Origin of the sequence: Leisingera thetidis, from assembly GCF_025857195.1 — a bacterium.
GTDB lineage: Bacteria > Pseudomonadota > Alphaproteobacteria > Rhodobacterales > Rhodobacteraceae > Leisingera > Leisingera thetidis.
The window spans coordinates 4,195,015-4,207,450 of record NZ_CP109787.1 but is presented as its reverse complement, the minus strand read 5'-3'; the positions used below and the strand labels follow the sequence as shown (position 1 = coordinate 4,207,450).

At 61.6% G+C, this 12,436-nt stretch carries 11 protein-coding genes; 2 read left to right on the top strand and 9 right to left on the bottom strand.

Features of this window, described 5'->3' with window-relative positions; all coding sequences use genetic code 11:
* Positions 1–65: 65 nt before the first annotated feature.
* The 7 genes from OKQ63_RS20265 to hslO all read right to left on the bottom strand — a co-directional run bounded on the left by OKQ63_RS20265 (position 66) and on the right by hslO (position 8,813).
* Positions 66–875: an ion transporter gene (locus tag OKQ63_RS20265; protein WP_264211816.1), complete on the bottom strand. Its 810-nt coding sequence runs from the start codon at positions 873–875 to the stop codon at positions 66–68.
* 1 nt (position 876) lies between these two features.
* On the bottom strand, positions 877–2,124 hold the full coding sequence (locus OKQ63_RS20260) for a class I SAM-dependent RNA methyltransferase (protein ID WP_264211815.1): 1,248 nt from the start codon (positions 2,122–2,124) through the stop codon (positions 877–879).
* 54 nt (positions 2,125–2,178) lie between these two features.
* On the bottom strand, positions 2,179–4,026 hold the full coding sequence (locus OKQ63_RS20255; RefSeq protein WP_264211814.1) for an ABC transporter ATP-binding protein: 1,848 nt from the start codon (positions 4,024–4,026) through the stop codon (positions 2,179–2,181).
* Positions 4,023–5,861, bottom strand: coding sequence for an ABC transporter ATP-binding protein (locus OKQ63_RS20250; protein WP_264211813.1), 1,839 nt, complete (start codon positions 5,859–5,861; stop codon positions 4,023–4,025). Before OKQ63_RS20250 ends, OKQ63_RS20255 begins: the two co-directional genes overlap by 4 nt.
* A 213-nt stretch (positions 5,862–6,074) precedes the next feature.
* Entirely contained in the window at positions 6,075–7,226 is a 1,152-nt protein-coding gene (locus OKQ63_RS20245; RefSeq protein ID WP_264211812.1) for a CCA tRNA nucleotidyltransferase, read from the bottom strand.
* Positions 7,202–7,852 (bottom strand): CoA pyrophosphatase, encoded by a 651-nt coding sequence (locus OKQ63_RS20240; protein ID WP_264211811.1) that lies wholly within the window; start codon positions 7,850–7,852, stop codon positions 7,202–7,204. The genes OKQ63_RS20245 and OKQ63_RS20240 overlap by 25 nt, the downstream gene beginning before the upstream one ends.
* The gene (gene hslO / locus OKQ63_RS20235) at positions 7,827–8,813 is read right to left on the bottom strand and encodes an Hsp33 family molecular chaperone HslO (protein ID WP_264211810.1); all 987 of its coding nucleotides are present in this window, start codon (positions 8,811–8,813) and stop codon (positions 7,827–7,829) included. Before hslO ends, OKQ63_RS20240 begins: the two co-directional genes overlap by 26 nt.
* Positions 8,814–8,890: 77 nt before the next feature.
* On the opposite strand from hslO, the gene OKQ63_RS20230 reads away from it, so the two are divergent.
* Complete coding sequence (locus OKQ63_RS20230; protein ID WP_264211809.1) at positions 8,891–9,334, top strand: NUDIX hydrolase; 444 nt, start codon at positions 8,891–8,893, stop codon at positions 9,332–9,334.
* 91 nt (positions 9,335–9,425) lie between these two features.
* On the opposite strand, the gene OKQ63_RS20225 is transcribed toward OKQ63_RS20230, so the two are convergent.
* Positions 9,426–10,697, bottom strand: coding sequence for a PP2C family protein-serine/threonine phosphatase (locus OKQ63_RS20225; RefSeq protein WP_264211808.1), 1,272 nt, complete (start codon positions 10,695–10,697; stop codon positions 9,426–9,428).
* Positions 10,698–10,866: 169 nt separating this feature from the next.
* Between OKQ63_RS20225 and OKQ63_RS20220 the strand changes: the two genes are divergently transcribed.
* The gene (locus OKQ63_RS20220) at positions 10,867–11,190 is read left to right on the top strand and encodes an Hpt domain-containing protein (protein WP_264211807.1); all 324 of its coding nucleotides are present in this window, start codon (positions 10,867–10,869) and stop codon (positions 11,188–11,190) included.
* 15 nt (positions 11,191–11,205) lie between these two features.
* Here OKQ63_RS20220 and ilvA read toward each other — a convergent pair whose 3' ends face one another.
* A complete protein-coding gene (gene ilvA, locus OKQ63_RS20215) occupies positions 11,206–12,432 on the bottom strand; it encodes a threonine ammonia-lyase IlvA (protein WP_264211806.1) in 1,227 nt (408 codons plus the stop codon).
* Positions 12,433–12,436 lie beyond the last annotated feature (4 nt).

The window sequence follows — 12,436 nt, the reverse complement described above, 5'->3', positions numbered from 1 at the left end:
TATTAAGCCTGTTTTTCTTATTTGCCTCTAACCAGCCCATACCGCGAAACCGGCATTAAGAAAAATCACATTTTCCTGTCGGAAGCGGCCAAACCCGAAATCTTCTGCTCAATGGTTTCCAGCCTGCTCAGCACTTCGTCCCGGTAGGCATCGGTGCGCTCACCCTCTTCTTCGCCATGCGCATCCTGCATCGAATTCACAATCAGGCCGACCAGCAGGTTCACGACCGCAAAGGTCGTCACCATGATGAAGGGCACAAAGAAAGCCCAGGCGTGCGGATGCACCTCCATCACGGGGCGCACAATCCCCATCGACCAGCTTTCCAGCGTCATGATCTGGAACAGGGAATAGGCGCTGAGGCCCAGATCGCCGAACCATTCCGGGAATTCCTGGCCGAACAGCTTGGTGGCGATCACCGATCCGATATAAAAAATGATCGCCATCAGCAGGAAAACCGACCCCATCCCCGGAAGCGCGGTGATGAAGCCTTCGACCACCCGGCGCAGCCTCGGTGCAACCGAAATCACTCGCAGCACCCGCAGGATGCGCAGCGCCCGCAGCACCGAAAGCCCCTGGGTTCCTGGCGCCAGTGCGATACCGACGATCACGAAGTCGAAAACGTTCCAGCCGTTCAGAAAAAACCGCAGCCGCCGCACGAAAAGCTTGGCCAGAATCTCCACCACGAAAACCGACAGGCAGGCATAGTCGATAAGATGAATCAGCCCGCCGACCCTGGCCATGACTGAGGGTGCAGTCTCCAACCCCAGCGTGACCGCATTGACCAGGATGACAGCAGTGATAAAGCGGCCGAACCATTCACTGTCCAGTATGGCCGCCAGACGGCGGGTCGGAGGAGTTGCTTGGGTATCTGTCATCTCAGTCTTCCAGGGTGAATTGTGCAACCAGTTCCGTATGGGCCGACCAGCGGAACTGGTCAACAACCTGGACCCAGTCAAGGCAATAGCCCGCCGAGATCAATGCCTTGGCATCCCGGGCAAAGCTCACCGGATTGCAGGACACATAGGCGACCGCCGGGGTGCGCGCCTTGGCCAGCTGCGCAATCTGCGCCTCGGCCCCGGCCCTAGGCGGGTCGATCACCGCCGCCTCAAAGGCGGCGCCGAACGGGTTCAGGTCTTCCGGCAGCAGCGGATTTCGGAACAGGTCGCGGGTGGCGGTGGTAACTTTTTTCAATCCCTTGGCCTTGCGCCAGCCGGCATCCAGCGCGTCTAGCATACTGCGCTCGCCTTCCACCGCATGAACCTCGGCCGCCTGTGCCAATGGCAGCGAGAAAGTTCCGCAGCCGGCAAACAGATCGACAATCCGCTTGGCGCCCCTGGTGATTTCCAGCACGCCTGCCAGCAGGGCCGCCTCGCCCTCGCGGGTGGCCTGCAGGAAAGCGCCCGGCGGCGGGCAGACCCGGGCCGCGCCAAAGGACTGCACCGGCGGCTGCTCCATCGCAACCGGTTCATCCTCCCAGGTCAGCCGGGCAATCCGGTGCTGTTCGGCCAGTTGCGCCAGTTCTATACGCAGTCGCCCGTCCAAAGGCTTGCCATTCCGGACCAGCATATCAAGACCGGCGTCCGACGCGGTGACCGTCACCGCCAGCGGCGCCTTGCGGCTGGCTCCGGCCATGGCCAGCGCCTCCGCCACCGGGAGCGCCGCCAAAAGGGCCGGTTCCAGCAGCTGGCAATCGGGGATTTCTGTAATGACATCCGACGCCTGGCCATGAAACCCGGCCATAGCCCCCTTCTTGGTGCGCCGCACCGCAAGAGTAGCCCGGCGGCGGGACTGGGGCGGCGAAGTGTGAATGGGGCGGAATTCCGTCGCCAGCCCCTGCGCACTCAGCGCATTGCGCACTACATCCGTCTTCCACGCCGCCACAAAGGCATCGCTGGCATGCTGCAACTGGCAGCCGCCACAGGATTTGTAGTGGCGGCAGGGCGGCTGTACCCGGTGTTCCGAAGGTGTCTCGATGCGGACATTGGTCAACCGGCTGCCCTCGGCAATGCCGGAGACGGTCTCCCCCGGCAGGGTGCGCGGGGAAAACAGGGGGCCATCGGCGACGCCATCGCCCTGATGGCCCAGCCGGCTGATCGTTGCTGTGGTTCTGGCTGCGTCAGTCATGGCCGCTCAATAGCGCGGCACGGGGATCAGCAAAAGCAAAATGCGCCGGAACTTTTATTCAGCCGCCGCAGTCTGCTCTTCCTCGGTGCAGATGAAGCCTCCCGACTGGCGCGCCCAGAAGGTGGCGTAGAGCCCGCCCTTGGCCAACAGCTCTTCGTGGCTGCCGCTCTCGGCGATCCGGCCCTTTTCCATCACGATGATCCGGTCCATCTCGCTGAGCGTCGACAGCCGGTGGGCAATCGCCAGCACCGTTTTGCCTTCCATCACCCGGTGCAGCGCTGTCTGGATCGCGGCCTCAACCTCGGAATCCAGCGCCGAGGTGGCCTCATCCAGCACCAGAATGGGCGCGTCCTTGAGGATCGCCCGGGCCAGCGCAATCCGCTGCCGCTGCCCGCCAGAGAGTTTCACCCCGCGCTCGCCCAGGTAAGCGTCATAGCCGACGCGTCCCTGCCCGTCTTGCAGCTCCATGATGAACTCATGCGCCTCGGCCTTCTCCGCCGCAGCGAGCAGGTCTTCTTCAGATGCATCCGGCCGCCCATAGAGGATGTTCTCCCGCGCCGAGCGGTTGAACATCGCCGTTTCCTGGGTGACCATGCCAATCTGGCTGCGCAGCGAGTTCTGGGTGACCGTTGAAATATCCTGGCCATCGATCAGAATCTGGCCATTTTCCCCTTCATAGAGCCTGAGAAGCAGCGAAACGAGTGTCGATTTCCCGGCCCCGGAGGCACCGACAATGCCCAGCTTTTCGCCTGGGTGAATGGTCAGGCTGATGCCCTGCACCCCGCCGACATCACGCCCATAGGCAAACTCCACCTGGCCAAACTCAATCCCGCCTTCGTTCACTTCCAGCGGCTGGGCATCAGATGTGTCTTCCACCCGGTCGCGGACCGACAGGGTCTTCATGCCATTCTCGATCTCGCCAACGTTGGAATAGATCGCCATCAGCGTGAAGCTGACCCAGCCTGTCATCTGGGCAATGCGGATCGAGACCGCGCCGGCGGCCACAATGTCGCCCTCCGTTGCCGTGCCGGACTGCCACAATAGCAGGGTGGCTCCAATCAGCAGCACCGGCAGGATGCCGGCCAGGCACATCAGGCAGAACCGGAAACCGGCAGCCAGATAACCGAAATGAAGCGCCTTTTCGCGGAAGGTGACCATCGCGTCCTGGGCCGTGCGTTCCTCGTGGTCGGCATGGGCAAACAGCTTGACCGTCTTGATGTTGGTAATCGAATCCACGACCTGCCCGGTGACCGTAGCCCGCGCGCCGGCGCGGGCGCCGGACCGTTTACGGATGCGCGGCAGATACCAGCGGATCAATACAAAATAACCGGCCAGCCAGACCAGAAATACCGCGGTGATCCGGGCATCAATTGAGCCGAGCAGAGCCAAGGAGCCTGCCAGAGACGCCAGCGCAAAAGCAACAACGTTGATGACCTCCGTCGTCACCGAAGTCACCGCATTGGCCGTCTGCATCTGTTTCTGGGCAATGCGGCCGGCAAAGTCCTCGTCAAAGAATCGTACCGACTGGCCCAATGTCCAGCGGTTCAGACGCGACAGCACCAACGGGTTTACATTCGGGCCGACGATGATCGAGTTGGACGCCGCGGACAATCCGAACAGCACCGGGCGCACAAACAGGAAGAAACCCAGTGCCAGCGCAATCACCGCAACATTGCCAGCCGCGAAGAACTGCTCCGGGCCGCTGGCAATTGCGGTGTCGATCACCAGGCCCAGGATAAAGGCGGTGCCCGCCTCCATCCCGCCGGCCAGCGCAGAAAACGCCGCCGCCAGCAGCAGCATCGGCCAGGCGCCGGCCAGGCACCAGCGCAGGAAGGCCCCCAGCTGCTGCGGCGGCGGGCCCTCTGCCGGGCGGAAGGCGTCGATCAGGTTGCCAATGTTCATTCTGCTGCCTCGATGTTCAGGAAGCCGCCGGATTGGCGCGCCCAGAGCTGTGCGTAAAGCCCCTGCGCCTGCAATAGCGTTTCATGGGTGCCTTCTTCAACTATACGGCCCTGATCCATCACCAGGATACGGTCCATCTGCGCGATGGTGGACAGCCGATGTGCAATGGCGATCACCGTCTTGCCCTGCATCATGCCGTAAAGCGTTTCCTGAATCGCCGCCTCGACCTCGGAATCGAGCGCAGAGGTGGCCTCGTCCAGCACCAGAATCGGCGCGTCCTTCAGGATCACCCGCGCCAGCGTCACCCGCTGGCGCTGGCCGCCCGACAGTTTCACTCCACGTTCGCCCACATGGGCGTCATAGCCCTTGCGGCCCTGCGGGTCCTCCAAATCGAGAATGAACTCATGCGCCTGCGCCTGCTTGGCGGCAGCAACCATCTGCTCTTCGGTTGCGTCCGGACGGCCATATAGCAGGTTGTCCCGCACCGGCCGGTGCATCAGCGCGCTGTCCTGCTGCACCATGCCGATATGACTGCGCAAGCTGTCCTGCGTGATGCCCCGGATGTCCTGGCCGTCGATCAGGATCTGGCCGCTCTCAGCGTCGTAGAACCGCAACAGCAGCTTCACCAGGGTCGATTTGCCGGCACCAGAGCGTCCGATCAGGCCGATTTTTTCGCCCGGCCGGATGGTCAGGCTGATCCGGTCCAGCCCGCCGGCCTCGCGCCCGTAATGGTGCGAAAGGTTGCGCAGCTCGATTTCCCCCTCGGTGAGCCGCAGCGGTTCCGCATTGGCGGCATCCACCAGGTCGATGGGCTGGGCAATGGTTTCCATGCCTTCCGCCACAACCCCCAGCTGGCGGAAGAAAGAGGTCAGCGCCCACATGATCCAGCCGGTCATCGCATTGAGCCGCAGGGTCAGCGCAGTGGCCGCCGCCACCAGCCCCACAGAGGCGGTCCCTTGCGTCCACAGCATCACCGCCCAGCCGACGACGCCAACGATCAGCAGTCCGTTCAGCGTGACCAGCGCCGCATCCATGATGGTGAAGATGCGCATCTCTGTCTGGAACGTCTTCCGGGTGTTCTCGATCGCATCGCGGGCATAGGTCAGCTCGCGGTCGTGATGGGCAAACATCTTGACCGAGTGGATGTTGGAATAGCTGTCGACCACCCGCCCGGTCACAGTGGAGCGCGCATCAGACGACGCCTGGCTGGCCGGCCCGACCCGTTTAACGGTCCACATCACCAGGACGGCATAGAGGGCAAACCAGATTGCCAGCGGCAGCATCAGCCGCGCATCAGCGACCCACAGCAGCACCGCGGCGCCCGCCAGGTAGGCCAGCGAAAAAGTGATAGCGTCAAAGACCTGGAATATCACCTCCCCCGCGGCGGGCGGGGTCTGCATGATCCGGTTGGCGATCCGGCCGGCAAAATCATTCTCGAACCAGCCCACCGACTGGCGCAGCACGTGTTTATGCGCACGCCAGCGGATCAGCGTGCCGAAGTTCGGCAGGATCGCGTTGTTCAGAAGCACCACGTCCATGAACTGTATCAGCGGCCGCAGCAAGAGGATGAACAGGGCGACCAGGATCAGTTCAGTCCCATGCTCCTTCCAGACTTCGGCGGGCGTATCGGACATCAGATCGACAATCCGGCCCATGTAATAGATCAGCCCGACCTCAATCCCGGCGACCACCACCGACATCAATGCAGTCAGGATAAAGACGGTTTTGAACGGCTTGGAGTAGCCGCGCAGGAACGGCCACAGCCGCGTCGGCGGCGTGTTGGTCTCGGGGTAGGCGCAATAAGGGTCAATGAGGTTTTCAAAAAAACGAAACATGCGGGTGCTCCAGGCGTTCGAGCAATTCAGAAAACAGATGCAGACAGCGGGCCGCCCAAGGCTCCCACGTCACACGGGCAGGGTCTCAGGCGTTAGAGAAACCAGATCCCGTAATACATCAGCATTCCTCCGTCATGTGGTGGCTGCCCTATGGCTACGCAAGATTTTCCGTTTTGTCACCCCCCAAGGTTGTGACGCTGCTGACACCTCCTGTCAGCGGAGGGTGGCCAGCAGTTGAGCGCGGCTGAGAGTGAACCCTGATGCAATCCAATCCGCCTCCAGTTTCTTCAACGTTGCTCCCAGTACCGCCCCCTTGAGATCTGGCAGCAGATCCCGGGCTTTCACCGGGAAAACCGCGCCTGCGCCCACGGCAATATAAGTCTCGAAACCAGGAGAAAGCGGCTGTTCCAGCAGGGCAGCACGCAGCAGCAGCGCATCCATCGCCTGCTCCGCGCCCAGCCTGTAGCCCAGTTCCCCTGGCCCGGCAGTGCCAGCCGCGGCATTGCGGATTACCTCCAGATGAGAGGCCTGCGCCTTGCTCAGCCGCAAGGCCTCCTGCAGGCCGTCGCCGCCCAGCGCGGCAAGGCGGCGGATGCCGGATGCTGCACGGCCGGACTCCAGATGAATCAGGGGCGCCAGAGCCCGGTCGTCAGCACCGGGCAGAATCTGCGCCAGGACGCCAGTCTGACGCATCGCCGCAACCGAAGGCGCAGGATCGGGTGCCGCCAGCAGCTTAAGCAGCTCAGCCCCGACCCGCTCCTTGGACAGCGAGGCCAGCCCGTCCAGATTCGCCGCAATCGCAGCCAGCGCATCCGGATCAAAGCGTTCTGCGTGGTCGCCATACCAGGCGTGAAAGCGGAAATAGCGCAAGGAGCGCAGGTAATCCTCTCGGATCCGGTTTTGAGCAGTGCCGATAAAACGCACTCGGCGTTTGTGCAGATCCGTCATGCCACCCAGCGGGTCGACGACCTCCCCATCGGGGCGCGCATAGATCGCATTCATGGTGAAATCCCGGCGGCGGGCGTCCTCGGCAATATCGGCTGAAAACGCCACCACCGCGCGGCGGCCGTCAGTCGCCACATCCTTGCGGAAAGTGGTGATCTCATGCGGGATGCCGTTTTTGACCAGAGTCACGGTGCCGTGGCCGATCCCGGTCGGCACCGCCTTGATCCCGGCCCGGGCAGCCAGTTCCATCACCTTCTCAGGCTGCGCATCGGTGGCGATGTCCATATCGGACACCGGCTCACCCAGCAGCGCGTTGCGCACGCAGCCGCCGACAAACAAAACCTGCGCGCCCTCTGCCGCAACGGCCTCGCATACTGCCTGAGTTGCCCGGTCCTTCAACCAGGGCTGGTCAATCCGCATTCGTTCTCCATCCGTGCCGCAAAGCCGCGCAGCATCCGCGCAGTGGCACCCCAAATGTAATAGGGCCCATAGGGTACGGTATAATAGCGGCGGCGGCGGCCGCGCCAGCGGCGCGATTCGATAATGTAGTTTTCCGGCTTCAGGACATGCGCCAACGGCACGGAAAAGACCTCCGCCACCTCCCCCGCTTCCGGACGCGCGGTGAAATCCTGCCGGATCAGCGCCACCACCGGCGTCACCAGAAAGCCGGTTACAGTCTCATGCTCTGGCAGGCAGCCGATGATCTGCGGCAGGTCCTGCGGCAGACCGATTTCTTCCCAAGCCTCGCGCAGGGCGGCGGCGCAGGTATCCGCGTCGCCCGCGTCTACCTTGCCGCCGGGGAAGGCGATCTGGCCCGGATGATGCTTAAGCGCCGACGAGCGTTTGGTCAGGATCAGCCGCGGTGTGCCGGACGCGATGGTGATAGGCACCAGCACCCCGGCCGGCCGCAGTTTGCGCCCTTCGGGCAGCTCGGTACCGGGGTTGAGATCAAAATCGGACGAGCCGCCGCCCTGATGTTTCAGCGCGGCGGTAATTCTGTCCGTAAGATACCGTGCAGCCTTACTCACCAGACGGCTTGTCCGCATCAAAACCCACGCTTGCCGGATCCAGGTCATAATGCGCACCGCAGAACTGGCAATCGGCCGTCACCCGGCCATCCTCATTCGTCATGGTGCCTATGTCCTTGGCTGAATAAATCGAAAGGCTTTGGCGAACACGGTCCTCGGAGCAGGTGCAACCGAAACGGACTGCCTGAAAGTCATAAACCCGCGGTTGTTCCTCGTGAAACAACCGGATCAACAGGTCGGTCGGGGATACCGATGGCCCGATTAGCTCCAACGGCTCCACGGTATTCAGGAGAATGGCGGCCCGATTCCAATTTTCCTCCTGGTCGCCGGAGACAAGATCGCTCGCCTTCAGGACCTCTCCCGACCCTTTTCCTTGCGCAGCAAAGGGAGATGCTTTTGGCATGCTCTGAAGCATGATGCCGCCGGCGCGCCAATGCTCTGCCACACCCGGCTCGGAGGACTTGCCAAAGCTGAGCTTGAACATTGTCGGCAGCTGTTCAGACTGGGCAAAATATGCCTCGGCACAGGCGCGCAGCGAGCCGCCTGACAACGGGGTGATGCCCTGGTAGGGCTTGGAGCCATTGCCCTGATCGATCAGGATGGCAAAATACCCCTCGCCAACCTGCTCAAACGGATCGCCATCGGTCAGCCGGTCGCGGTCAAAGCTGGCGTAAGCGCGGATCTGGCCGATCTCGCCTTCCTTTTGCGGCGCGTAGTAATCGGTTGCGATCATCCGCACCGCGCCCTTGGACTGCACCTGCAGCGACAACTTCCAGCGCAGCGAAATGGTCTGGCCGATCAGCGCCGTCAGCAGCGCCATCTCGGCGACCAGCGCCTCAACCACCAATGGATAATTATGCTGTTTCAGAATACCATCCAGAACACCGTCCAGACGTGCCACACGGCCACGCATGTCCGATGCATCGAGCTGGAAGGGCAGGACGGTGTCGTCCCACGCGATTTTCGAACCAAGAGTCATGGGGTTTCCTTACGCGCCGGGGATTGGCATACCGGGGCTATATAGGAAAACTGACACCAGAGTGAAGAGGCCGAGCCGTGATCAGGCGATTTGGCGAGACCCCCAAAAGGGGCCAATACTACCGGAGACGGCCAGGGGCCTACGCGCTGCTGCCGCGGGACGGCAAGCTGCTGATCACCTGCCAGTACGACCCTGGTCCCGACCTGCAACTGCCGGGCGGAGGCATCGACCCCGGCGAATCGCCGATTCCCGCCCTGCACCGCGAGGTGTTTGAGGAAACCGGCTGGAAAATCTCCGCCCCGCGCAAACTGGGTGTATTCCGGCGCTTTGCCTATATGCCGGAATACGATCTTTGGGCCGAAAAGCTGTGTCATATCTATGTTGCCCGCCCGCTGCGCCGGATCGGTCCGCCGTTGGAGGCCGGCCATGAAGCGCTATGGATGGATCCGCAGGAAGCCGCCCTCCGGCTCGGCAATGCCGGCGACCGCCATTTCGCGGCCCGGATGGCAGCACACCTGTAACCTGCGTGTTTGGGCAGCTGCCCGACCAAACTCCGAAAGCACATAATCCCAGCCTAGGCCGGGATATCTTCGGACAGGATGTGGCGGCGGTTCAAGGGCCCTGGTATTCGAACAAGGTGGCCGAGACATCGTCCTCAAGACCGTGTTCCTTGCTCATCACCTGGGTCAGGTGCCAGTAGAGATCATCAAGAAACTCCTTGCCGCTCTGCCCGGCCCCGCATTTCTGAACCAGTTCGAGCAGGCCTTCGGGTTCGAGCATCGAGCCGTCCTCCAGCCGCGCTTCGGTAAATCCATCAGAAAAAAGCAGCAGGCGGTCGCCGCGTTCCATGATGAATTCCTCCTGACTGTAGCTGATATCGGGAACCAGCCCCACCGGCACGCCGCCCTTGCCGATGAACTCCAGTTCACCAGTCTTGCGCAGCAGCAGCGGATGCGGATGGCCGGCCTGCACCATCTTGACGACACCGCTGCGCAGGTCAGCGATGCAGTACGCCATGGTGAAGTATTCCTCGATGCCGGTATCTGCGATCAGCCGTGCATTCAGCAGGCTGGCCACATCCTCCGGCTGGCGCAGGGCATAGAAGCGATTGAACCGCTTCTCCATCCCGACATTCTGGTCGAAGTAATTCGAGGACAGGTAGCCACCCAATCGCGCCGTCATCATCGCAGAGGTGATTCCGTGGCCGGAAACGTCAATGGAATAGAAGCCGATCCGGTTAACACCCGGGCAGAACATCCCCACCAAATCGCCTCCGATATGGCCGCAGGGTTTCAGCAGCAGGCTGACGGTTGAAGAACCAAAGCTTTTGGAAAGTTCCGGCACCAGAGATTCCTGGATCTTTCGCGCCTGGATCAGATCCTTGTCGATCGCGTCATACACCCGCTGCAGCTCTCCCAGGGTTTCGGACACGATGCGGTTTTTTTCGGACAGTTCCCTCTGCATCCTGAGGATCCGCTCGCCCGCGGAGATGCGTGCGCGCAACTCGTCCGAGCTGACCGGTTTGGTCAGAAAGTCATCGGCGCCGGCGTCAAGCCCCTCGGCTACCTCGTTCTTTTCGCTCTTGGAGGTCAGTAGAATGAAATAGGCGTAGTCCTCGCTGGAGCGGGCGCGGAAGGCACGGCAGAAATCCAGCCCGTTCATGCCCGGCATCATCCAGTCGCTGAGGATCAAGTCCGGCGTTTCCCCCCGGCAGATCTCCATCGCCGCCTCGCCGCTCTCGGCCTCAACAACCTCAAAACCCCATTTTTTGAGTGAAGCCACAAGGATGCGTCTTTGCAGGCGGCTGTCATCAACAACCAGCACACGGCGTATTGATCCGGCCACTGTCTGGTCCTCGTCGTCAATCGAACGTTCTGGCAGCACCGAGGGCACCTCACAAATGGCAAAATCTGTTGAACTTGTGATACTATCGGTCCAGAAATTTAACAGGCGGTGAAACCTAAAATTTGAGCTTCCTCCTTTATTTCACTATATTTTTACTGCATTCAACTTAAGAAATTGCACAAGGCGACTGACCGTAAGGACGAGACACATGATTGACTGGCCGCGTGTTACCGAGCTGCGGGAAGAAGTTGGGGCCGAGGATTTCGGGGAAGTTGTTGAAATCTTTCTCGAAGAGGTTGAGGAGGTTATCGGCAAGCTGCATGACGGCGACCGGAGCCAGCTCGAACAGGATCTGCATTTTCTGAAGGGCAGCGCCCTCAACCTGGGGTTTGAGGACTTTTCCGCCTTGTGCCTGGACGGCGAGCGGAAGTCCGCACAAGGTCAGGCTCAGGGCGTCGACGTTGCCTCTATCATTGCAAAATTCCAGGATTCGAAGTCCGCTTTTCTGGCCGGCCTGTCGGAAAAATTCTGATCCCCGCCTTGGGCCTCAGATCACGAATTGCGCCAATGTCTCGTCTTGGGTGATATCCGTGAAAGTCATCCCGGCGGCATCCAGCCGCGCAAACAGCTGCTCAAAGTTCTCCGGCCGCTTGGTTTCGATCCCGATCAGCACCGATCCGAAATTGCGTGCCGACTTTTTCATGTATTCAAAACGGGCAATGTCGTCTTCCGGGCCTAAGATACCCAGGAACTCTTTCAGCGCGCCGGGCCGCTGCGGCAGCCGCAGGATGAAGTATTTCTTCACGCCGGAGTAGCGCTGCGCCCGTTCCTTGACCTCAGGCAGGCGTTCAAAATCGAAATTCCCGCCGGAGGTCACACAGACCACGGTCTTGCCGCGGATCCAGGAGCGCACATCCTGCAGCGCCTCAACCGACAGCGCGCCGGCCGGCTCCAGCACGATACCCTCGACGTTCAGCATCTCGATGATGGTGGCGCAGATCCGGTCTTCGGCAATGGCCAGCACATCCGGCAGCGGCACATCCTTCAGGATATCATACGGCAGATCGCCGATCCGCCCCACTGCAGCGCCATCGACAAAAGTGTCGACCCTATCCAGCGGCACCGGCTTGCCCGCCACCAGCGCCGCCCGCAGGCAGGCGCCGCCGTCAGGCTCCACAAACAGGCTGTGCACCTGGTCACCGAACCAGGAGGAGACTCCCGCCGACATGCCGCCGCCGCCAACGGGCAGCAGCACATGATCCGGCACCTTGCCCAGCTGCGCCTCGATCTCCACCGCGATTGAGGCCTGTCCCTCGATCACATCGGCATCATCGAAAGGAGACAGGAAATGCCCGCCTTCCTTGGCGCACCACTCCTGCGCAGCAGCCAGGCAGATGTCAAAGTAGTCGCCCACCAGATGGATCTCGATATTGCCGCCGCCAAACATCCGCGTCTTCTGGATCTTCTGCTGCGGCGTGGTGACCGGCATGAAGATCACCCCACGCTTGCCCAAGTGGCGGCACATGAAGGCAACGCCCTGCGCATGGTTGCCGGCCGAGGCGCAGACAAACAGCTCCTGATCCGGCTGCTTGCGCATCGCATTCAACGCGCCGCGGATCTTGTAGGAGCGGACCGGGCTCAGATCCTCGCGCTTGAGGTAGATATCGGCGCCGAAACGCTCGGACAGGTGCACATTGCGCTGCAGCGGCGTTGCAGGGAACACATCGCGCATCGCCTTTTCAGCGGCGCGGGCCTGGGTCTTGAAATCGCTCATGGCA

Excerpts from the sequence above, each read along its gene's own strand:
- OKQ63_RS20265 (WP_264211816.1), bottom strand. The coding sequence starts at position 875 with ATGACAGATACCCAAGCAACTCCTCCGACCCGCCGTCTGGCGGCCATA.
- OKQ63_RS20260 (WP_264211815.1), bottom strand. The coding sequence starts at position 2,124 with ATGACTGACGCAGCCAGAACCACAGCAACGATCAGCCGGCTGGGCCAT.
- OKQ63_RS20255 (WP_264211814.1), bottom strand. The coding sequence starts at position 4,026 with ATGAACATTGGCAACCTGATCGACGCCTTCCGCCCGGCAGAGGGCCCG.
- OKQ63_RS20250 (WP_264211813.1), bottom strand. The coding sequence starts at position 5,861 with ATGTTTCGTTTTTTTGAAAACCTCATTGACCCTTATTGCGCCTACCCC.
- OKQ63_RS20245 (WP_264211812.1), bottom strand. The coding sequence starts at position 7,226 with ATGCGGATTGACCAGCCCTGGTTGAAGGACCGGGCAACTCAGGCAGTA.
- OKQ63_RS20240 (WP_264211811.1), bottom strand. The coding sequence starts at position 7,852 with ATGCGGACAAGCCGTCTGGTGAGTAAGGCTGCACGGTATCTTACGGAC.
- hslO (WP_264211810.1), bottom strand. The coding sequence starts at position 8,813 with ATGACTCTTGGTTCGAAAATCGCGTGGGACGACACCGTCCTGCCCTTC.
- OKQ63_RS20220 (WP_264211807.1), top strand. The coding sequence starts at position 10,867 with ATGATTGACTGGCCGCGTGTTACCGAGCTGCGGGAAGAAGTTGGGGCC.
- ilvA (WP_264211806.1), bottom strand. The coding sequence starts at position 12,432 with ATGAGCGATTTCAAGACCCAGGCCCGCGCCGCTGAAAAGGCGATGCGC.